Annotated in this window: 20 protein-coding genes; 16 read left to right on the top strand and 4 right to left on the bottom strand. The window is 66.8% G+C overall.

What is annotated here, in order from left to right:
• The first annotated feature begins 51 nt into the window (after positions 1–51).
• Genes B0W80_RS22795 through B0W80_RS22780 form a run of 4 tightly spaced genes read left to right on the top strand, consistent with a single transcriptional unit; the run spans position 52 to position 4,660 of the window.
• Positions 52–858, top strand: a complete 807-nt coding sequence (locus B0W80_RS22795) for an SDR family NAD(P)-dependent oxidoreductase (RefSeq protein ID WP_077001446.1) — start codon at positions 52–54, stop codon at positions 856–858.
• Between the two features lie 44 nt (positions 859–902).
• Positions 903–1,931: a TRAP transporter substrate-binding protein gene (locus tag B0W80_RS22790; protein ID WP_077001445.1), complete on the top strand. Its 1,029-nt coding sequence runs from the start codon at positions 903–905 to the stop codon at positions 1,929–1,931.
• A 6-nt stretch (positions 1,932–1,937) separates the two neighbouring features.
• Complete coding sequence (locus B0W80_RS22785; protein WP_256856663.1) at positions 1,938–3,821, top strand: TRAP transporter large permease subunit; 1,884 nt, start codon at positions 1,938–1,940, stop codon at positions 3,819–3,821.
• A gap of 44 nt (positions 3,822–3,865) precedes the next feature.
• Positions 3,866–4,660: a cupin domain-containing protein gene (locus B0W80_RS22780; protein ID WP_077001444.1), complete on the top strand. Its 795-nt coding sequence runs from the start codon at positions 3,866–3,868 to the stop codon at positions 4,658–4,660.
• A 24-nt stretch (positions 4,661–4,684) separates the two neighbouring features.
• On the opposite strand, the gene B0W80_RS22775 is transcribed toward B0W80_RS22780, so the two are convergent.
• Positions 4,685–4,951 carry a hypothetical protein gene (locus tag B0W80_RS22775; protein WP_077001443.1) on the bottom strand — a complete coding sequence of 89 codons (267 nt, stop codon included), beginning with the start codon at positions 4,949–4,951 and terminating at the stop codon, positions 4,685–4,687.
• A gap of 295 nt (positions 4,952–5,246) precedes the next feature.
• Between B0W80_RS22775 and B0W80_RS22770 the strand changes: the two genes are divergently transcribed.
• From B0W80_RS22770 to B0W80_RS22740, 7 genes are all read left to right on the top strand, one after another.
• Positions 5,247–7,559 (top strand): FdhF/YdeP family oxidoreductase, encoded by a 2,313-nt coding sequence (locus B0W80_RS22770; protein WP_077001442.1) that lies wholly within the window; start codon positions 5,247–5,249, stop codon positions 7,557–7,559.
• Positions 7,556–8,668, top strand: coding sequence for a catalase family protein (locus tag B0W80_RS22765; RefSeq protein WP_077001441.1), 1,113 nt, complete (start codon positions 7,556–7,558; stop codon positions 8,666–8,668). Before B0W80_RS22770 ends, B0W80_RS22765 begins: the two co-directional genes overlap by 4 nt.
• Before the next feature lie 10 nt (positions 8,669–8,678).
• Positions 8,679–9,548 (top strand): formate dehydrogenase accessory sulfurtransferase FdhD, encoded by an 870-nt coding sequence (gene fdhD, locus B0W80_RS22760; RefSeq protein WP_077001440.1) that lies wholly within the window; start codon positions 8,679–8,681, stop codon positions 9,546–9,548.
• Between the two features lie 138 nt (positions 9,549–9,686).
• Positions 9,687–10,319 carry a response regulator transcription factor gene (locus B0W80_RS22755; RefSeq protein ID WP_077001439.1) on the top strand — a complete coding sequence of 211 codons (633 nt, stop codon included), beginning with the start codon at positions 9,687–9,689 and terminating at the stop codon, positions 10,317–10,319.
• Between the two features lie 126 nt (positions 10,320–10,445).
• The gene (locus B0W80_RS22750) at positions 10,446–11,708 is read left to right on the top strand and encodes a sorbosone dehydrogenase family protein (RefSeq protein ID WP_077001438.1); all 1,263 of its coding nucleotides are present in this window, start codon (positions 10,446–10,448) and stop codon (positions 11,706–11,708) included.
• A gap of 11 nt (positions 11,709–11,719) precedes the next feature.
• Positions 11,720–13,192, top strand: coding sequence for a superoxide dismutase family protein (locus B0W80_RS22745; protein WP_256856662.1), 1,473 nt, complete (start codon positions 11,720–11,722; stop codon positions 13,190–13,192).
• A 147-nt stretch (positions 13,193–13,339) separates the two neighbouring features.
• The gene (locus B0W80_RS22740) at positions 13,340–14,440 is read left to right on the top strand and encodes an alpha/beta hydrolase (protein WP_218668935.1); all 1,101 of its coding nucleotides are present in this window, start codon (positions 13,340–13,342) and stop codon (positions 14,438–14,440) included.
• 97 nt (positions 14,441–14,537) lie between these two features.
• Here the strand turns inward: B0W80_RS22740 and B0W80_RS22735 are convergent, their stop codons facing one another.
• Positions 14,538–15,302: an SDR family NAD(P)-dependent oxidoreductase gene (locus tag B0W80_RS22735; RefSeq protein WP_179107001.1), complete on the bottom strand. Its 765-nt coding sequence runs from the start codon at positions 15,300–15,302 to the stop codon at positions 14,538–14,540.
• 379 nt (positions 15,303–15,681) lie between these two features.
• Between B0W80_RS22735 and B0W80_RS22730 the strand changes: the two genes are divergently transcribed.
• Complete coding sequence (locus B0W80_RS22730) at positions 15,682–16,035, top strand: hypothetical protein (protein WP_143684744.1); 354 nt, start codon at positions 15,682–15,684, stop codon at positions 16,033–16,035.
• Between the two features lie 33 nt (positions 16,036–16,068).
• Here the strand turns inward: B0W80_RS22730 and B0W80_RS22725 are convergent, their stop codons facing one another.
• Positions 16,069–16,491: a hypothetical protein gene (locus tag B0W80_RS22725; RefSeq protein WP_256856661.1), complete on the bottom strand. Its 423-nt coding sequence runs from the start codon at positions 16,489–16,491 to the stop codon at positions 16,069–16,071.
• Between the two features lie 232 nt (positions 16,492–16,723).
• On the opposite strand from B0W80_RS22725, the gene B0W80_RS22720 reads away from it, so the two are divergent.
• Complete coding sequence (locus B0W80_RS22720) at positions 16,724–17,047, top strand: hypothetical protein (protein WP_077001475.1); 324 nt, start codon at positions 16,724–16,726, stop codon at positions 17,045–17,047.
• A 31-nt stretch (positions 17,048–17,078) separates the two neighbouring features.
• Here the strand turns inward: B0W80_RS22720 and B0W80_RS22715 are convergent, their stop codons facing one another.
• Positions 17,079–18,125 (bottom strand): LacI family DNA-binding transcriptional regulator, encoded by a 1,047-nt coding sequence (locus tag B0W80_RS22715; RefSeq protein ID WP_077001433.1) that lies wholly within the window; start codon positions 18,123–18,125, stop codon positions 17,079–17,081.
• A 246-nt stretch (positions 18,126–18,371) separates the two neighbouring features.
• On the opposite strand from B0W80_RS22715, the gene B0W80_RS22710 reads away from it, so the two are divergent.
• The 3 genes from B0W80_RS22710 to B0W80_RS22700 form a co-directional block, all read left to right on the top strand.
• On the top strand, positions 18,372–19,331 hold the full coding sequence (locus B0W80_RS22710; RefSeq protein ID WP_077001432.1) for a tripartite tricarboxylate transporter substrate binding protein: 960 nt from the start codon (positions 18,372–18,374) through the stop codon (positions 19,329–19,331).
• Positions 19,332–19,341: 10 nt separating this feature from the next.
• Positions 19,342–20,859: an acyl CoA:acetate/3-ketoacid CoA transferase gene (locus B0W80_RS22705; protein ID WP_077001474.1), complete on the top strand. Its 1,518-nt coding sequence runs from the start codon at positions 19,342–19,344 to the stop codon at positions 20,857–20,859.
• Positions 20,856–21,455, top strand: a 600-nt coding sequence (locus tag B0W80_RS22700) for an enoyl-CoA hydratase/isomerase family protein (protein WP_077001431.1), incomplete at its 3' end; no start/stop codon positions are given. The genes B0W80_RS22705 and B0W80_RS22700, both read left to right, overlap by 4 nt.

Below are 21,455 nucleotides of genomic sequence, written 5' to 3'. Positions count from 1 at the left end.
AGGGCAATGGGAAGATGCCGGCTCACGTTGCACATATTGGACCGAACAGCCATGAACACCCCACAACACCACGGCCGCGTCGCCTTCGTCACCGGCGCAGCCAGCGGCATCGGTCGCCAGGTCGCGCACCAGCTCGCGGTCGACGAAGGCGCCCGCGTCTACGTGGCCGATCGCGACGCGGCGGGCGCGGCCGAAGCCGCCGCCGAGATCCGCGCGGCCGGCGGGCAAGCGCAGGAGGTGGTCGTCGAGCTCGAGGCCACCGGCACGCTGCTGCACTCGATGGCGGAACTCACCGCCGCTTTCGGGCCGCCGGACATCTTGGTCAACAACGCCGGCGTGGTGAAGACGATTCCGGCCGCCGACTACCCGCTCGACCACTGGAACACCAGCTTCGCCGTCAACGTCACCGCGCCCATGCTGCTGATCCAGCACGCGCTGCAGCACATGCAGCGGCAAGGCTGGGGCCGCATCGTCAACATCGCCTCGATCAGCGGCGTGCGCGCCGGCACGGGCAGGCTCGCCTACGGCACCTCGAAGGCGGCCTTGATCGCGATGACGAAGCAGTTCGCCATCGAGGTCGCGGAGTCGGGCGTCACTGTGAACGCGATCGCACCGGGCCCCATCGACACGCCGATGGTGCGCAGCGTGCAAGGCAGCGGCCACCAGGCCTCGTACGCCGACATGATCCCCATGCGCCGCTTCGGCAGCCCTGCAGACATCGCCGACTCGGTGATGTTCCTCGCATCCGAGCAGGCCGGCTACATCACCGGCCACACGCTCGCCGTCGACGGCGGATTCCTCGCGAGCGGCGTGCTCGTTCGCAACCTGTTCCAGGCACCGGCGGCCGCCGCGGCCTGAACCTCGCCCTGCCTCGCTTCATTCCCACCAGAGGAGACAAACCCATGCCCACGCCCACGACCCTAAGCCGCCGCCGCCTCGTGCAGGCGAGCGCCGCTTGCGCCCTCGGTGTCGCGCTGCCTGCCAAGTACGCGACCGCGCAAGGCGCCGAGTTCACCTACAAGTACGGCAACAACCTGCCGCCCGGCCACCCGCTGAACGTGCGCACGCGCGAGATGGCGGAGAAGATCAAGGCCGAAACCAGCGGCCGCGTCGACATCCAGGTGTTCCCGGCCAGCCAGCTCGGCTCCGACACCGACATGCTGAGCCAGCTACGCGCGGGCGGCATCGAGTTCATGACGCTGTCGGGCCTGATCCTCGCCACCCTGGTGCCGCAGGCGGCCGTCAGCGGCATCGGCTTCGCCTTCACCGACTACTCCGACGTGTGGAAGGCGATGGACGGCGACCTGGGCGCCTACATCCGCGGCCAGATCGCCAAGTCCAACCTGGTCGCGATGGACCGCATCTTCGACAACGGCTTTCGCCAGATGACCTCGGCGGCGCGGCAGATCAACGCGGCCGAAGACCTCAAGGGCTTCAAGATGCGCGTGCCGGTGTCGCCGCTGTGGACCTCGATGTTCAAGGCCTTCGATGCGGCGCCCGTGGGCATCAACGCGTCGGAGCTGTACACAGCCCTGCAGACCAAGGTGGTCGACGGCCAGGAGAATGCGCTGACCGGCATCATGGCGCTCAAGATGTACGAGGTGCAGAAGTACTGCGCCGTCACCAACCACATGTGGGACGGCTTCTGGTTCCTCTCCAACCGCCGGGCATGGGAGCGCCTGCCCGCCAACCTGCGCGAGATCGTGGCGAAGCACGTCAACGCCGCGGCCATGGCCGAGCGCGCCGACCTCGCGGCCCAGGCCGAGACCACGCAGAAAGAGCTGGCGGCCAAGGGCATGGTCTTCAACGCGCCGAAGGCCGACGCGTTCCGCGGCAAGCTGCGCAGCGGCGGCTTCTATGCCGAGTGGAAGGCCAAGCTCGGCGACGAGGCCTGGACCGTGCTCGAGCGCTATGCCGGCAAGCTGGGCTGAGCCGTCATGAGCATGCCCATGGGCCAGCCGGCGGCCGACGTGCCGGCGTGGGAGCCATCGGTCGAAGCGACCGACCCGGGCCGCACCGGCACGCGCTGGATGTGGCCGCTCGAAGCCGTGGCGGCCGCGCTGGCCGCCGCCATCACCGTGCTGCTGCTGGGCGGCGTGGTTTCGCGCTACGTGTTCACCTTGCCGGTGATCTGGATGGACGAGGCGGTGTCGATCGCCTTCATCTGGCTGTCGATGATCGGCGCGATCCTCGCCGTGCACCGCAACGAGCACCTGCGGCTCAACCTCTTCGTCGACAAGCTGCCCGGGCGGGCCCGCGACTTCACGCATGCTTTCGCGCTCGTGGCCATCGCGGCGGTGCTGCTCGCGCTCGTCGAGCCTGCGCTCAGCTACGCGCGGGAGGAATGGTTCATCCGCACGCCGGCACTCGACATTCCGAACTCGTTCCGCGTCGGCGCGCTGGCCTTCGGCTTCATCGGCATGTTCGTGCTGGTGCTGCTGTACGCCGGGCGCAGCGTGCCGCGTGCCTCGCTGGCAGCGGCCGTGGTGGTGGTCGCGGCGATCGCCGGGCTCTGCTGGGCGCTGTCGCCGCGGCTCGCGCAACTGGGCAGCTACAACATCCTGATCTTCCTCGTCGGCTTCGTCGCCGTGTGCCTGGCGGCGGGCGTGCCCATCGCCTTCTGCTTCGGCATCGGCGCGGTGAGCTACCTCGCCTTTTCCACCCACGTGCCGCTGCAGGTGGTGGTGGGGCGCATGGACGAAGGCATGTCGTCGCTGGTGCTGGTGTCGGTGCCCATCTTCGTGCTGCTGGGCTGCGTGCTCGACCACACGGGCATGGGCAAGGCGATCGTCGGCTTCCTCGCGTCGCTCATCGGCCATGTGAAGGCCGGCATGTCCTACGTGCTGCTCGGCTCGCTGTTCATCGTGTCCGGCATCTCGGGCTCGAAGGTGTCGGACATGGCGACCGTCGCGCCTGCGCTCTTCCCCGAGATGAAGCGCCGTGGCCACAAGCCCGGCGAGATGGTGGCGCTGCTCGCGACCGGCGCCGCCATGGCCGACACCGTGCCGCCCAGCATCGTGCTGATCGTGCTCGGCGCGGTGGCGGGCGTGTCGATCGCAGGCCTGTTCAATGCCGGCTTCGTCGTGGCGGGGGTACTGCTGGCGGCCCTGGTGGTGCTGGCCCGCTGGAAGGCGCGCCACGAAAACATGCACGGCGCCGTGCGCGCGCCGATGCGCGTCATCGGCAAGCTGCTGGTGGTGGCGGCCCCCGCGCTGGTGCTGCCCTTCCTGATCCGCAGCGCCGTCGGCGAAGGCGTCGCGACCGCGACCGAGGTGTCGAGCGTCGCCGTGGCCTATGCGCTGCTGGTCGGGCAGGTCATGTACGGCGGCATCGGCCTGCGCAAGCTCTACGGCATGCTGGTCGACACGGCCGCGCTGTCGGGCGCGGTGCTGCTGGTGCTGGGCGCGGCGTCGGCGATGGCCTGGGCCATCACGCAGAGCGGCGTGGTGCAGCAACTGTCCGTGTTCCTCACCACGCTGCCGGGCGGCGCCTTCGCCTTCATGGCGGTGTCGATCCTCGTGTTCCTGCTGCTGGGCTGCCTGCTCGAAGGCCTGCCCGCCGTGCTGCTGCTGGCGCCGATCATGTTCCCCATCGCCAGGAAGCTCGGCATCCACGACATTCAGTATTCGATGGTGATCGTCTGCGCCATGAACGTCGGCTTGATGGTGCCGCCCATCGGCGTCGGCTTCTACATCGCCTGCCGCATCGGCGATGCGCGTCCGGACGACGTCATCCGAGCCATCTGGCCTTACCTGGCCGCGCTGCTGGCGGGCGTCGTCGTCATCGCGGCGGTGCCCTGGCTGTCGACCGTGGCCTTGTAGCGGGCACGGCATTCACGAACTCCACCACACACGGCTTCAAACACATGCCTCACGCTCCCCTCGCCTCCATCCAGAACGACCGCGTCTACGTCACGCCTCACGAGCAGCTTCGATGGGTCGATGCATCGCGGCCCGGCCTGCGCCTCGCCGCGGTGCACGAGAACCGCGACACGGGCCGCTTCCTCGGCCTGCTCGGCTTCGAGACGATGTGCTCGTCGGGCCTGCACCACCACGTCGACGTCGCCTTCAGCTACATGCTCAGCGGCGGGCTGACCGATTACGCCGGCACCACCGGCGCCGGCCAGATGGGCATCAACATGCCGGGCGCGACGCACGACGCCATCGCCTACGTGCCCACGCTGATGGCGTCGAGGCTCGACGGCCCGGTGCTCTATGCGCCGGGCGTGGGCGACGACGACGCACCGCATCTGCATGCAGGCGGCCGCACCCAGGCTTTCGCGAACCCCAGGCCTGAGGAATCGCCCGACGTGAGCATCACCCTGGCGACCCTGCAGGCCTGGCCCACCGCGGTGGCCGGGTTGACGCGCCGGCTGATCTGCGACTACCGGGGCACACGCCACGACTTCCGCAACGTCGCCCTCACGCTGATTCCGGGGACGCGGGTGCCGGCGTTTCGCACGCGCAGCCTCGTCGAGATCTTCGTGCTCGGCGGCGGCATCCAGGTCAACGGCAAGCTGGTATTGGGCGGTGGCTTCTGCGTGATCGAGCCCGACGCCGAGGTCCACATGAAGAGCGGCTACGGTGCGCAGTTCATCGCGTGGAGCGAGGGGCGCATCGACTGGCTGGACGGCGAGCGGCCCGACCTGTTCGGCTTTTGAGCCCGAGCGGCCCGAGGCCGCGTTTCAGATCGACACGAAGCGGGATTCTTCTTCGTGCTCGACATGGCTCCTCAGGTGCCCGTAGACCGCCGCGTAGCCGTCGGCGCAGACGCGATGCACGATCGCCGGGCCGGCAAACCATCGTCGGCCGCCCTCTTCCAGCATCGGCGGAATGTCCGCCTCGACGAGCTTGGCAGCCCGCAGCACCACCAGCTTCTCGACGTCGTCTTCGTCTTGCAGTTCGCAAGGCATGTCTGCGTTGCACAGGCGGCTGAGCAGTTCCATCGGCATCGTGCGATTCCTCCTCTCGGTCGATCTCTTTCTGTCGTCAGTCCGACGTTAGCGCGCTTGCCTGCGGCGGTCCATCGCAAGCGTTCGGTTTGTGAGCCGAGAGCAACTCATCCATGCGGATTGCGCGCCCAGCTGCATATCCCGCACACCCTGCCCGCCCACCTGCCGCGGCGCTTTCCGCCGACACGCGCATCCGCCGCCACCTACGTGACGCCTCATGCAGCGCACCGAGGCTCCACTTTCAACACATCAGTCACGTAAGTAACGCGGCGACGCGACAACCGAGCACCAACCAGTGACCGCCAAGCCAAGATTCGAACCCTACGAGCATCCCGCAGGCGGTTGGGGTTCGATCAAGGCGGTTACCGAGATCCTGCTGCGCGAGCGCATCCCCATCATCGGCGCGGAGGCTCTCTGGGTGCAGAACAAGCCCGAGGGCTTCGCCTGCGTGAGCTGCGCGTGGGCCAAGCCCGAGCATCCCCACGCAGCCGAGTTCTGCGAGAACGGCGCCAAGGCGACGGCGTGGGAACTCACGGCCAAGCGCCTCCCGGCCGAATTCTTCCAGGAGCACACGGTTACCGCGCTGATGGGTTGGAGCGACCATGAACTCGAAGCCGGCGGCCGGCTCACCGTGCCGATGAAATGGGACACGGCCAGCGACCGCTATCTCGAGATTTCGTGGGAAGACGCATACGCCGAGATCGGCGCGCAATTGCAGGCCCTGCGCGCGGACGACCCGGCCTCGGTGGTGTTCTACGCCTCGGGCCGCGCCTCGCTCGAAGCGAGCTACCTGTACCAGCTGCTGGCACGCCTGTACGGCAACAACAACCTGCCGGACAGCTCCAACATGTGCCACGAAAGCACCTCGGTCGCGCTGCCCGAAACCATCGGCGTGCCCGTGGGCACGGTGCGGCTCGACGACTTCGAGCAGTGCGATGCGATCTTCATCTTCGGCCACAACACCGGCGTGAGCAGCCCGCGCATGCTGCACCAGCTGCAGGACGCTCGAAAGCGCGGCGCGAAGATCGTCACCTTCAACCCGCTGCGCGAACCCGGCCTGGTGCATTTCGCGAACCCGCAGTCGCCGGTCGAGATGCTGACGCCGGCCGAAACGCAGATGAGCACACAGTACCTGCAGGTGCGCAATGGCGGCGATCTCGCGGCGCTGGCGGGCCTGTGCAAGGCGGTGGTGGCGCTGGACGATGCCGCGCGCGATGCAGGCGCAGCGCGTGTGATCGACACGGCCTTTCTCGAAGAGCACGCGCACGGCTACGACGAGTTCGCGGCATGGCTGCGCGAGCAGCGCTGGGACGACATCGAAGCGGAGTCGGGCCTCACGCAGGCGGAACTGGCGCAGGCCGCCGACACCTACGCCGGTTCGCGCGCTGTCATCGGCATCTACGGCATGGGCCTCACCCAGCATCGCGAAGGCGTGGCCAACGTGCAGATGGTGTCGAACCTGCTGCTGCTGGGCGGCCACATCGGCCGGCCCGGCGCAGGCATCTGCCCCGTGCGCGGCCACTCGAACGTGCAAGGCCAGCGCACCGTGGGCATCACCGAAAAGCCCGAGCTGGCGCCGCTGGACGCGATGGCCAAGCTCTACGGCTTCGAGCCGCCGCGCGAGAAGGGACTCAACACCGTCGACACCTGTCAGGGCGTGCTCGACGGGCGCGTGCGCGCCTTCATCGCGCTCGGCGGCAACTTCACGCGGGCCGTGCCCGACACCGAGCGCGTCGAGGCCGCCTGGCAAACGCTGCGCCTCACGGTGAACGTGGCCACCAAGCTCAACCGCAGCCACCTGGTGCACGGCGAGGTGTCGTACCTGCTGCCCTGCCTCGGCCGCATCGAGATCGACGAGCAGGCCAGCGGAGAACAGGTCGTGTCGGTGGAGGATTCGACCGGCATCATGCATGCGTCACGCGGCGTGGCGAAGCCGGCCGAGCCGACGCTGCGCTCCGAGGTCGCGATCATCGCGGGCATCGCGCAGGCCACGCTGCCGCCGAATCCTGCCGTGCCGTGGACGGAATGGGTCGGCGACTATGCCCTGGTGCGCGACCACATCGCGCAGGTGCTGCCGGAAGTGTTCCACGACTTCAACGTGCGGCTTGCACAGCCGGCCGGCTTTCCGCGCCCGCTGCCGGCACGCGAGCGCGTGTGGAAGACCCCCAACGGCAAGGCCAACTTCAAAGGCTTCGGCCTGCTCCGCGAAGGCCCGCCGGCCGCGGCACACGCGCTGCGCCTGATGACGCTGCGCAGCGACGACCAGTTCAACACCACCATCTACAGCCTCGACGACCGCTTCCGCGGCATCTACGGTACGCGCGAGGTGCTGCTGATGAACGCGCAGGACATCGCCGACCTGGACCTCGGCGAAGGCGTGCTGGTGGACGTGCATGCGTCGACCGGCGACGGACCGCGGCGCAGCGTGCGCCGCCTGCGCGTCACGCCCTTCGACATTCCGCGCGGTTGCGTCGGCGGCTACTACCCCGAGTGCAACCCGCTGATTCCGCTGGAGCACCACGCCAAGAAGAGCATGGTGCCCGCTTCCAAGTCGCTGCCGGTTCACCTGACGCGCAGCGATGCCTCTCCCACAGAAAGCACCCCATGAACACCATGCCGCCCGCCGCGGTCGCACCGTTGGCCTACACCCCCGACGTCGAGCAACCTGAAGACGACGAAGCCGAGACCGGCCGCGAGCTGATCGACACGATGCTGAAGATCAGCACCAAGGTCTACGAAGACGAAGGGCATGCCTACCGCAGCGTGCATGCGAAGGGCCACGGCATCCTTCGCGCGGAACTGGAAGTGCTCGGCGGCCTGCCGGACAGCCTGGCGCAAGGCGTGTTCGCGAAGCCGGCACGCTACCCGGTGGTAATGCGCTTCTCGACGCCGCCCGGCGACCTGCTCGACGACAAGGTGTCGACGCCACGCGCGGTCGCCATCAAGATCGTCGGCGTCGACGGCCCGCGCGTCGAGGGCTCGGAAGGCCATGCGACGCAGGACTTCCTGATGGTGAACGGACCAGCCTTCAACACCCCGAACGCCAAGAAGTTTCTCGGCAAGCTCAAGATGCTGGCCGCGACGACGGACAAGGCGCCCGGCCTCAAGCAGGTTCTGTCGGCGGCCCTCAGGGGCGCAGAGTCGCTGGTCGAAAAGGTGGGCGGCGAGAGCGCGTCTCTCAAGGCGATGGGCGGCCACCCGCTGACCCACATCCTGGGCGAGACCTTCTTCACGCAGGTGCCGTTGCGTCATGGCCCCTACATGGCGAAGCTGTCCCTGGCGCCCGTGTCGCCCGAACTCATGCAGCTGACCGACCAGGAACTCGACACCAAGGACAAGCCCGATGCGATCCGCGATGCCGTGGTCGACCACTTCCGGCGCAGCGAAGGCATCTGGGAACTGCGCGTTCAACTCTGCGTGGACCTGGAACGCATGCCCATCGAGGACGCCTCGGTCGAATGGCCGCAAGAACTGAGCCCCTACGTGACGGTGGCCCGCCTCGTGGCGAAGCCGCAGGCCGCATGGAGCGATGCCCGCGTCGCGGCGGTGAACGACGGCATGTCCTTTTCGCCGTGGCATGCCCTCGCGGCGCACCGCCCGCTGGGCTCGGTGATGCGCGTGCGCAAGGCGGCCTACGAGGCGGCGGCGCGCTTCCGTGCCGGGCGCAACGCGAAGCAGGTCGAGGAGCCGACGAGCCTCGATCACTTGCCCGATTGATGGCGCTTCGATGCTGAACACGCTCGACGCCCGTGCCGCGCTGCCTTCGCCACTGGCCAGGCTGGGGGCGCAAGTGCTGTCGTCGACGGCCGACGGCCCCGACGATGCGTTGCCGATCGACGTGACGCTGGCGGCCGAAGTGCCAGTGGCGCTGGTCTACAACGGCATCTCGCATGCCGTGATGCTGGCGACGCCGCAGGACCTGGAAGCCTTCGCGTTGGGCTTCTCGCTCAGCGAAGGCATCCTCGACCGGACGCAAGATTGCTTCGACATCGAGGTCCGTACCGAAAACCAAGCGAGCGCCGCGCTGCCTGCTGGCGTGACGGCCGCCACGGCGGAACTGACGATCTCTGCCCGCTGCTTCGATCGCCTCAAACGCCATCGCCGCAGCATGGCCGGGCGCACCGGTTGCGGCGTGTGCGGCGTCGACAGCTTCGCCGGGCTCGAACTGGACCTGGCGCCGCTCGCCCCGGCTGCCTGGGCGCGAAGAATCGATGCACCACAAGTTCTTGACGCCATCGCGCAGCTGCCTGCTCGGCAGGTGCTCAACGCACAGAGCGGCGCCATCCACGCTGCCGGCTGGGCACACGCCGACGGAACGCTCAACGTGGTTTTCGAAGACATCGGCCGGCACAACGCGCTCGACAAGTTGCTCGGCGAGTTGGCCCGGAGCGACCGGCTCGGCGAGCCGGGCTTCGTGGTGCTGACCAGCCGCGGGAGCCACGAACTCGTGCGCAAGTGCGTCCGGCTCGGCGTGCATGGGCTCGCCACGATCTCGGCGCCGACGGCCATGGGCGTACAGATGGCGCTGCAGGGCGGCCTGCGCTTCTGGGGCATGTGCCGGCCGCCGCGCGCCCTGCTCTACGCACCGGGCCGGTGAGGCCCCTGCGCCGTTTCCGAGCGCCGTGTAGGCGGCGCATGACGAAACACGTCAGTCGCGCTCCAAAGCTCTGCAGTAGCCGCTCCGGCTGGCCTACATTCGTCGCTTCGCATCGTTAGCAATGAGGAAGAGGACGGAATGATCAAGATCGGCATCGTGGATGACCACGCAATCGTGCGTTCGGGGCTGCGGCAGTTTCTCTCGCAACAGGTCGATCTGCGGGTGGCAGGAGAAGCTGCCAGCGGCCGCGAGGCCATCGAACTCGTGCGCACTACCGAGCTCGACGTGCTGGTGATGGACCTGTCGATGCCCGGCCAGAGCGGCATCGATGCGCTGGCGATGATCCGGGCCAAGGCGCCCGACGTCGGTATCCTGATCCTCAGCGGCTACCCCGAGGAACACTATGCGGTGAACCTCATCCGCCAGGGCGCGAGCGGCTACCTCAACAAGGAATGCGAGCCCAACGACATCGCCAACGCGATCCGCACCATCTCGCTGGGCCGCCGCTACATCACGCCGGCCGTGGCCGAACTGCTGGCTCGCCAGCTCGACCGCAAGGACGATGCGGCGCCCCACGAGCAGTTGTCGGAGCGCGAATTCCAGGTGTTCCTGAAGCTCGCCAAGGGTGAGACCGCAGGCGACATCGCCAAGACCCTGTCGCTGTCGGTGAAAACCGTGAGCACCTACCGCACGCGGCTGATGGAGAAGATGGGGCTTTCTTCGAACAGCGACCTCACCTACTACGCGTTGAAGAACAACCTGATCGATTGATTCGGCGATACGCTGCGTTTGAGCGTTCATCCGTAGAGGACAGGCTCCTACGCCGCAACAGGTAAAGGGCGCGAAAAGCACGTGTCTGTGGTTGGATAAATTGGCCTGACCAACTCGTCGAGCCTCATGCCAACTTCAACTTCCCGCGGCCTTTGGCCCGCCCTCCTGCTCGCCTGCATCGGCCTGGCAGCCCATGCGCAACTTCCGCCAGGCGACGGTCCGGTGACCGTGCCGACGGTGATGCTGGAGCCGTCACCTGTCAAGTTCGACGAGGCGCTACTGTCCCGACTCAAGCTGCCCTCCGGTTTCAAGGTCAACGTCTTCGCCAAGGACATGCAGCACGTTCGCTGGATGCAAGTCGCCGCCAATGGCGACGTGTACGTCAGCCGCCCGAGGCAGGCCGACGTACTCCTGCTGCGCGACCAGGATCGCGACGGCAAGATGGATTCGCAAAAGGTCGTGGCCCAGAACATCAAGAACGTGCACGGCTTGCTGTTGCGCGAGAACAGGCTCTTCATGGCAACCGACAAGAAGGTGTTGGTTGCCGACGTGCAAAGCGACGGCACGCTGGCCGGCACCCGCGTGCTGGTGGACGACCTCCCGGATGGATCGCAGCACCCCTATCGCACGCTGGCCTTCGGGCCGGACGGCTACCTCTACGTGACCGTCGGCTCGCAGTGCAACAACTGCGTGGAGACCAACCCCGAAGCTGCCACGGTGCTGCGCATGCGCCCGGACGGCACCGCCCGCAGCGTGTATGCGCGCGGCCTTCGCAACACGCTCGGCTTCGCTTTCAACCCGGTCGGCGGCGTGCTGTACGGCTTCGACCACGGTTCGGACGATCGCGGCGACGATATACCACCTGAAGAACTGAATGCGATCCGGCCCAACAAGCACTATGGCTGGCCCTTCTGCTGGGGCGATCGGCAGGTGGACATGAAGCAGCAGAACGATCCGGAGAATTCGACTCGCGCCGATTTCTGCCCGACGACCGAGGCGCCGGAGCTCATGACCACGGCCCACTCGGCGCCCATCGGACTGGTGTTCTACACGGGCAGCCAATTCCCTGCCGACTATCGCAACAGCGCTTTTGTCGCGATGCGCGGTTCGTGGAATCGCGGCCAGCCCAGTGGCTACAAGGTGGTCCGCGTGCGCTTCGACGCGGCCGGCAAGCCGCAATCGATCGAGGACTTCGTGACCGGGTGGCTGATGGCCACGCCACCGCCCAACCTTCAGCAACCTGGCGCCGGTCCGGCAGCCGAACAAGCCAAGGCACGGCGACCGGCTCAGTTCGGTCGGCTGGCCGGGCTTGCAGTGGGATCAGATGGTTCGCTGCTGATCGCCGAGGACCAGAACGGCGTCATCTACCGCGTCAGCTACGGCCGTTGAGGAGGACCGACGTGAAACTGCACTTCGTCCTTTCCTCCTTTGCTGTGGCACTGCTCTCGGCCTGCGTCGGCATACAGAACCAATTGCCCGCTGATAGCGCGGGATCTGCCCCCGCATCGGCTGCACCGGTTGCGAGCGCTCGCCTGACGACGCCCTCTGGTCAGCCGGCCGGCACCGTGAACTTCGCGCCTACCGCCGGAAAGGGTGTCGAACTGGTCGCCGACGCGCGCGGCCTCGCACCGGGACCGCACGGCTTCCATGTGCATGCCCAAGGCGCTTGCGCGCCCGGGTCCGATCCGACGACCGGGCGCATCGTCGACTTCGGCGCCGCGGGCGGCCACTTCGACCCCGGTGGTTCGCGCAACCATGGCCGCCCGGGCGACGACAAGGCCCAGTCCCACGCCGGCGAGCTGCCCGCGCTGCAAGCTGGCGCCGATGGCAACGCGCGCTTGCGATACGTGAACCACAACCTGTCGCTCGACCGGGGCGCCACCTCGGTCATCGGTCGGACGGTGGTCGTGCACGCTGATCCCGACGACTACACGAGCGACCCGGCCGGCAACTCCGGCGCGCGCATCCTGTGCGGGGTGATCGAAATGAACGCGCCTTCGATGGTGAAGGGGCGTGCCACGCTTGAAGGCTCCCATGTGTTCCCGGAGGGCATCGCGATCGACCCGCGTTCGGGCACTGCGTTCGTGGGCTCCAGTTCCAACGGGGATCTGTTCCGCATCGAAAGGGGCGCAGCCAAGGCCGAACTGGTGCAGGTCGGCGGCGCCGTAGGGCGTCAAGGCGCCTTCGGCATGAAGTTCGATGCCATGGGGCGGTTGTGGGTCGCCGGCGGCCCCAACGGCACGTTGGCTGCGGTCGACGTCGGCAATGGCACGACGCTGGCCGTCGTCAAGGCGCCGCAGGACAGGCCTCGCTTCCTCAACGACCTGGTCATCGCACAGGACGGCACGGCCTATGTGACCGATTCCTTTCAGCCGGTCATCTACCGCATGCGAACGACTGCCGGCGCGCCAGCATCCCTGGAGCCATGGCTCGACCTGGCGCAGACGCCGATTCGCTATTTGCCAAACCAGATCAATCTGAACGGCATCGTTGCGTCGGCCGACGGGCGACACTTGTTGTCCATTCAACTCGCGACGGGACAGCTCTGGCGTATCGACACGCAGAGCAAGGCCGTGACGCAAGTTCGGATCGACGGCGGCGAACTCCGGGACGGCGACGGGCTGGTGCTGACCGGCGCGAACGAGTTGTACGTTGTCCGCAACGCGCACCACGAGCTGGTGCGCGTGCGCTTGTCCGCAGACTGGAGCAGCGGCCGCATCGAGCAGCGGCTCACCGACTCGCGCCTTCGCTATCCGACGACGGCGGCAGTGTCGAGTGGCGGATTGATGGTCGTCAATGGCCAGCTCGACCGCCAGAAGAATCCCCCTGTGCTTCTGCCTTTCGACGTGGTGACGATGGAGCTCCCCAGATAGCTTCCGGCATCGCGGCTCCGCGCGACGTGCATGCGACTTACGTGCGGCGTACGTGCGAGACACCCTGTATCACCAATGCACCCACGCCCACAGGTCGGGCGTGAAGCGCTTTCGTACTCCCAATATCTTCAACCAACAGGAATGCACATGAAACCAACCCGCCTCTCCGCAGCCGTGGCATTGCTTTCGACCACCTTGGTCGGCTTCCCCGCGCACGCCGCGGACGACGCTGCCAAGCCCAACCCCGTCACCGAGGCCGTCGCCAAGGCCATGGGCAAATTGCGCGCCGATGAAGACATGCTCGCCGTGCTCAACGCGCAGGCTGGCCTGAAGCCGAAGCCGATCGAGAAGCTCGACGTCGCCACGGCCCGCAAGCAGCCGACGGTGACCGACGGCGTCAATGCCTTGTTGAAGCAGCAAGGCAAGAGCACCAAGCCCGAAGACCTGGTACCTGGTGTGACGAGCGTGGACACAACTGTGGACGGCGCCACCGGCAAGCTGCCCGCGACCGTCTACACGCCCGAGGGCGCGGGGCCGTTTCCTGTGGTGGTGTACTTCCACGGCGGCGGCTGGGTCATCGCGGATCGAAAGGTCTACGACGGCGGCGCACGCGGCATTGCCAAGCAGGCGAACGCAGTCGTGGTTTCCGTTGACTACAGACAAGCACCCGAAGCCAAGTTCCCGGCCGCCTGGGACGACGCGCTGGCTTCGTACAAGTGGACGCTGGCGAACGCTTCCAAGCTGAAGGGCGACCCGAAGAAGGTTGCTTTGGCTGGAGAAAGCGCAGGCGGCAATCTCGCGTTGGCAACGGCCATTGCGGCACGCGACGCAGGCGTTCAGCAACCGGCTCATGTGCTGGCCGTCTACCCTGTCACCCAGACGAGCCTGAACACCGAGTCCTATCTCGAGAACGCGGTCGCGAAGCCGCTCAATCGTCCCATGGTCAAGTGGTTCGTCGACAAGACGACCCGATCGCCGGCCGACCTCAAGGACAAGCGCTTGCAGCTCATCGACGCCAAGCTCGAAGGAATGGCGCCCGGCGTGACCATCATCAATGCACGCATCGACCCGCTGCGCAGCGACGGGTCGAAGATGGAGGACGCGTTGAAGAAGGCGAACGTGCCTGTCGAGCGGCGCGACTACGACGGCGTGACGCACGAGTTCTTCGGCGCCGCGGCGGTGGTGCAAAAAGCGAAGGACGCACAGGCCTTCGCCGGTCAGCGGCTCAAGCAAGCGTTTGGCGGCTGACCATCGATGCTGGAGGCGGCTGCGCTCTCAGACGCGCGTCACTGGAGCCGGCGCCAGGTTCCAATGCGAATGGCGTAACTCGCCCCCTGCACGCGCGTCACTCTTGGGGCGGCTGCCCGTTGGATGCCGTGACGCCACCGTCGACGGGCATGTTCACGCCGTTCACGAACCTGGCATCGTCGCTGGACAGGAACGCGACCACCGCCGCGATGTCGGCCGGCTGCGCCACGCGGCCCAGCGGCAGGCGCTCCATGAACTTGGCGACCAGCGCCTCGTCCTCGAGCATGTCCTTCGTCATGCCGGTTTCCGTCAGTGAAGGGCAGACCGAATTCGCACGCACGCCGCGGCGCCCGAAATCCAGCGCGATCGAACGCGTCAGATTGACGACACCTCCCTTGGCGGCGTTATAGGCACACAGACCCCAATCTGCACCGAGGCCTGATACCGATGCCGTGTTGACGATGCAGCCTCGGGTCTTCAATAACTCGGGCGACGCTGCCCGGCACCCGAAAAACACGCCGGTCAGGTTCGTCGCGATCGTTTTGTTCCAGTCGTCGAACGACACGTCGAGTGCCGAGCCCTCGGGCGCAACACCGGCGTTGTTGACGATCACGTGCAGAGCCTCGAACCGCTTCACGGCTTCTTTGACAACCGATTCGATCTGGCCGAAATTCGAAACATCGCAGTGCAACGCCAACATCGACTCGGGCTCGAACTCGCGCGCTGCGTGTTCGAGTTTTGCCTGGTCGATGTCGCAGATCACCAAGTTGGCACCCTCTTCTGCAAAGCGCTTCGCCACACCGCGGCCGATGCCGGACGCAGCGCCAGTCACGATCACCGTCTTGTCCTTGAACCGGTTCATGTTCGATGTCCCCATAGTTGATCGACGCGCAACGATTGGCGATGCACGGTCGGCGAATCGGTAGGACGGCACGGTTAGAGATCGCCGGAAAAGCACGAATACGGAATCAGCATGACCAGCAATGAGGTTCAGATACGGTCCTACGCCCCGATGAAAAATGCGGCCGCAGAATGCGTGTGAAAAGATCACATTGAGCGCACGAAGCTGGACGAAGTCGTGCGCGCATCCACAGCAGGTCTTGCCAAACGAATGGACTCTTACGCCACGCGGATGCAACCAACATGTCAAAAGAAGACGATGACGATTTCTGGGAGCGCTCCTCTCGCCGTCAGGCACTCGAGTCCGGTCGGCGACGCGAAGAGAAGACATTCGCAGACGGATGGCGCCGCAACACGTGGTGCGCCGTGTTGCTTGCTTTGATCTTGGTCGGCTTTTTGCTCCTACGTTAGCCATGTTCAAACGGTACAAGAAGAAGATCGAGCAGTACTGCGAAGATCTTGGTATCGAAATTCCGGTCGGTTTTCACCGCCACGGTGCGGGCCGCTATGTGGCCATCGACCTCGACCGCAACCCACCTTGCCTGGTCGCAGCGTCGTGGGCCACCGAACAGGACGCCGCAAAATTCTTGGGCACGGCGGCGGCTGCGCAGAACGTCCGACTTCTGGACTTCGAGGAACGCCGGCTCCTGACCTTCAACGACCAGCACCATTTCGTGAGAGGTGAGCCGTTCTAGCACCGAGGTCGATGGGGTCTTGCCTGCATGGACTCACCGACTCTGCAAAACCGGACCAGGCCTTTCGTCGTCCCACGCCATCGCGCTCATGCGCCACCCGGCGGGCGTCAGGATGAACTGAGTCGAGATCATCCCGCGCGCGGCGAAGTCGCTGCCGTTCATGGTTCCGGATTTCGAATACGCGCTGAAGCGCTGGGCGACGTTGCCGAAGATCTGCGTCACCTCGTGAAGCTCTTCCTCGAGGAACCGCGTCAGCTCGCCCTTGCGGACCATCGCCTCCCGAGGCTCGATGAACTGCCGGACGGTAGAGATCTCGGGCATGGTGCCGACGTTCTTGATGAGGAGGCCGGCGTCGATGAAGAGCGACTCGATGCGTTCATACGCCGGCGCGTGGCCCGGCTCGAACGACACGGCGTCGAAGAACTGCGCAATCAAGCGGTCGAGTTCGGTCTGCACAGACACGTTGGTTGGTTGATGGCCCATGGCGTCCTCCGGTCGAAGCCGGATTCTGCGCCGCGCGCCGGCAACAAGCCAGTGGACGCAGTTAAGCGAATCGGGTCGCGCTCTCCGTCAGCTTGCACCGAGGCGCGACGGCAGGCGGCTGGCGGTTCTTCCTACATGGACTCGTCAGGGCGACATCAACACTGATCCTCAGGCGCCGCGTTGGCGCTGCAACTTGGAGTTCAACTTGAAGCATTCCCGTCTGCTCACCCTCGTCGGTGCAGCCTTTCTGATCGTCGGCGCGCACGCGCAATCCAACCCCCCGGGCGCCGCAGTGCCGCCCAACACGCCCGGCATCGCGGGCGGCAAGAGCGAAAACGCGGGCGAAGCACGCAAGTCGATGAGGACGCCGGGCGAGGTGCGCCCGCCGGCCGGCGATCAGGCCAAGGCGCCCGAGGGCGGTGCCATCGGCACGGACCGTGCCGCCGTTGCCGGCGAACGTCGTGCCGAAACGCGTGACGCGCGCCGCCCGGGCAAGCCGAAGCCCATGCAAGGCGGCACGCCCAAGTAAGCCCGGCCGGGTTCGGCGGTGGCAGGCGGGCCTAGCGTGCCCGCGCCGCCTTCGCAGCGACCGGACGCAACGGTCCCGTCGATGCACGGACCACCAATTCAGGCGGGATGATGACCCGCTCGAAGGGCCGCTCAGGCTCTTCGAGGCGCTTCATCAAGAGCTGGCCCGCCGCTCGCCCGATGGTGTCGCGGCCGATGGACACGGTGGTCAGGCCCGGCTGCCACAGCGCAGCTTCGGACACGTCGTCCATCCCCACGACCGAACAATCCGCCCCGGGCTCACGCCCGATGCTGCGCAGCCCCAGCATCGCGCCGAAGGCGATCGGGTCGTTGAAGCACAGGATCGCAGTGGGCGCGTCGCGCCCCTGCATGACGTCGACGGCGCCCTTGAACCCGTCCTCCCGCGTCGAGGGAGAGTCGACCACCCATTCGTCGCGAACGGTCAGCCCGGCATCGCGCATCGTGGTGCGGAAGCCGTCGAAGCGATCTTTACCCGTCGACGTGAGCCGGTTGCGTCCCAGGTAGGCGATGCGCTCATGGCCCAGGTCGAGAAGATGTCGCGTCGCCAATCTCGCGCCCGCCTTGTTGTCGTTGCCCACGTAATCGCTGCTGACGCCTGCCACGTAGCGCGTCACCTGCACCAGCGGGATCTGCCATGCGTGGAGCTGCTCGACGTGCGACTTCGGGGTGGCGATCGCTGGCGTCAGCAGCACGCCTTCGACCCGGTACTGCCGAAGCGATTCGAGAAAGCTCATCTGCCGCGGAACCGACTCCGCGCAGTTGCCGAGCACCAGCACGCGGCCCAGTTCTTCCAACGCCTCCTGAATGCCGGCCGTCACGTCCGCGAAGTACGGGTTGATCAGGTTGCAGATCGACATGCCGACGATGCTCGAACGCTTGCTGCGCATGTTGCCGGCCGCGCGGTCGTACACGTAGCCCATGTCCCGCAGAACGGCCTGCACCCTCGTCTTGGTGGCCTGTGCGACCAGCGGGCTGTCGTTGAGGACCATCGAGACGGTCCCCGTGGCCACTCCAGCGACTTGAGCGACGTCCTTCAGGGTGATTTTTTTGTCTGGCATCTGATCGGCAATGGGCGGCGCCCAGCATAGCTGCTGAGACGCGGGGCTCGGCGCGGCATGGCGTTTCGCATCAGGGTAAGCCCTAAGTTGTGGGTGGATTTGAATCGGTTCAAATTGAATCGGTTCAATTGAATCGATTCAAAGTTCAAGTCTACCCAGATCGATCCCTTTGCGCATCCGCCAATCGCCCCCACTCCCTCGCCACATCCCATCGCTTCATCGCCTTGCCCTTCCGGAGACTGACACATGCAACGCTCGACCTTCCTCCGCGCCGCGATCGGCGCCCTCGCCTTGCCGCTCTGCGCCGCCAACGCATTCGCTGCCGACTACCCCACGCGCCCGATCGAACTGCTCGTGCCCTACGCCGTCGGCGGCGGCACCGACGCGGTGGCCAGGGCCTTCGCCGACACGGCCGGCCGGCAGTTGTCGCAGGGCATGGTGGTGGTCAACCGGCCGGGCGCGGCCGGCGCCATCGGCCACCAGGAGGGCGCCAAGGCGCCGGCCGACGGCTACAAGCTGACCATGGTCACGCCCGAGATCAACCTGGCCTACCTGCAAGGCATCGGCAAGGCGCGTCCGCAGGACTTCACCTTCATCGCGCGCCTGAACATCGACCCCATCGTGCTCATCGTGCCGGCCAACTCGCCTTTCAAGACGCTCGAGGAAGTGCTGGCCAAGGCGAAGTCCAAGCCCGGTGAAGTGGCACTGGCCAACTCGGGCAAAGGCGCCACCTACCACTTGGCGGCGGTTGCGCTCGAAGAGAAAACGGGTCTCGCCTTCAACAACATCCCGTACATCGGCGCCGGCCCGGAGATGACGGCCATTCTGGGCAACCAGGTCGAAGGCGGCTTCGCGACGACCGGCGAGGCCGGCAACTACGTCAAGGCCGGCAAGTTCCGCCTGCTCGGCGTGATGGCGGCCGAGCGCCTGAAGGACTTTCCGGACGTGCCGACCTTCAAGGAGCGCGGCATCGACCTGCAACTGGGCACCTGGCGTGCCCTGGCCGTGCCGAAGGGCACGCCGCCGACCGTCATCGCCAAGCTCAAGGAAGTCGCGCACAAGGTGAGCCAGGAGCCGAAGTACCAGCAGTTCTTCTCGAACCAGTTCCTCGGCATGGTCTACGAAGACGGCGACCGGCTGGCGCCCGAGCTCGATCGCGAGTTCAAGTTCTACAGCGACATCGTCTCCAAGCTGCAGCTGAAATAAGGGGATGACCATGCGCGACAAGACGATGACGGCTGCGCAGGCAGCCGCGTTGATCGGCAACGGCGCGACCGTCGCCGTGACGGGCTCGGGCGGCGGGCTGGTCGAGCCCGACGCCGTGTTCGAAGCCATCGAAAAGCGCTTTCGCAACGGCGAGGGCGCGGCGAGCCTGACGCTCGTGCATTCGCTGGGGCTCGGCGACCGCAACGAACGCGGCTCGAACCGGTTCGCCCACGACGGCATGGTGCGCCGCGTGATCGGCGGCCACTGGACCTGGTCCCCGCGCATGCAGGCCCTGGCCAAGGACAACCGGCTGCAGGCCTATGCCCTGCCAGGCGGCGTCATCGCGCACCTGCTGCGCGAAATCGGCGCTGGCCGCCCCGGGCTCATCACCCACGTGGGCCTGGGCACCTTCGTCGATCCGCGCCACGGTGGCGGCCGCATGAACGCCGCCGCCGAAGAAGACGTGGTCGAACTGCTGCAGCTGGACGGCAAGGAATACCTTCGCTACAAGCCCTTCTCCGTGGATGTCGGCATCATCCGCGGCACCTATGCCGACACGGCGGGCAACATCTCGCTCGAAGAAGAGCCGGCCGATCTCGACGGCTACGCCGTGGCGCTGGCGGCGCACAACAGCGGCGGCAAGGTCATCGCCCAGGTGCGCGAAGTCGTGCCTGCGGGCACGCTCAACCCGCGCAACGTCGCGATTCCCGGCGCGCTGGTCGACGCCGTCGTCGTCGTGCCCGCGCAGATGCAGACCTATCGCGGCAGCTTCGATCCGTCGCTGGTGGGACGCAGCGGCGACTTCCTCAAGCCACCGGCATCGACCGATCCGCTCAAGCGCATCGTCGCGCGGCGCGCCGCGCTCGAACTGAAGCCCGGCGACAGCCTGAATTTCGGCTTCGGCGCATCGGCCCAGGTCGCGTCGCTGATCGCCGAACGCGGCGACGCCGCCGACTACTGGATGACCATCGAACAAGGCATCCACGGTGGCCACATGATCGACGACGACCTGTTCGGCATGGCGCACCATCCCTCGGTCATCATCGACTCGCCGTCGCAGTTCGACTTCTACAGCGGCGGCGGGCTCGACATGGCGTTCCTGGGCATGGCCGAGATGGACGGCAGCGGCAACGTCAACGTGTCCAAGCTCAACGGCAACGTCAACGGGCCCGGTGGCTTCATCGACATCTCGCAGAACGCCGGGACCGTGGTGTTCTGCGGCACCTTCGACGCGAAAGGCAGCCAGGCGAAGGTCGAGAACGGCCGCGTCGAGGTGCAGCAGCACGGGCGCATTCGCAAGCTGGTGCGTGCCGTGTCCCACGTCACCTTCAGCGGCCAGCAGGCACTTCGCCGCGGCCAGCGGGTGCTGTACGTCACCGAGCGCGCCACCTTCGAGCTGACGCCCGATGGCGTCGAACTGATCGAGCTGGCGCCCGGCATCGACCTGCAGCGCGACGTGCTCTCGCAGATGGATTTCGCGCCCGTGGTGCGCGCTGTGCGCAGCTACGCGCCGGAGGTCATGCAATGAGCGACGCCTTCGTCAGCGTGGAAGACCGGGGCGCCGTTCGCATCGTCACGATGACGGGCGTTCCGCGCCGCGGCAATCCGATGTCGCCCGAACTGGCCCGCGCGCTGCTCGCCGCCCTGGCGGAAGCGATGGCCGACGCGGACGTGCGCGCCGTGGTGCTGGCCGGCACGGCCACCCACTTCTGCGTGGGCGCCGACCTGGTGGACGTGGCCAGGCTGCGCGGCGTGCAGGCCATCCTCGACGGCTGGCTCGACGACCTGGACTCGATTCGCCGCATGCCCAAGCCGATCGTCGCGGCGGTGCGCGGCCATGCGGTTGGCGGCGGCTTCGAGCTGGCGCTGTACTGCGACCTGATCGTGGCCGCCGACGACGCACGCTTCGCGCTGCCCGAAACCGGCATCGGTGTCATCGCGGGCCAGGGCGGCAGCCAGCGGTTGATCGGCATGGCAGGCCGCGCCATCGCAGCGGACCTGATCCTGACCGGCCGCGAGCTGTCGGGCCTGGAGGCCAGGAGCCACGGCATCGCGGCACGCGCCGTGCCGGCGAACGAGGTGCTCGACGCGGCCATCGGCATGGCCGATGCCATCGCCCGCCGC

Source organism: Variovorax sp. KK3 (assembly GCF_001984055.1).
Taxonomy (GTDB): Bacteria; Pseudomonadota; Gammaproteobacteria; order Burkholderiales; family Burkholderiaceae_C; genus Variovorax.
Note: the sequence above shows the minus strand (reverse complement) of the source record. Positions and strands in the feature narration are given on the sequence as shown.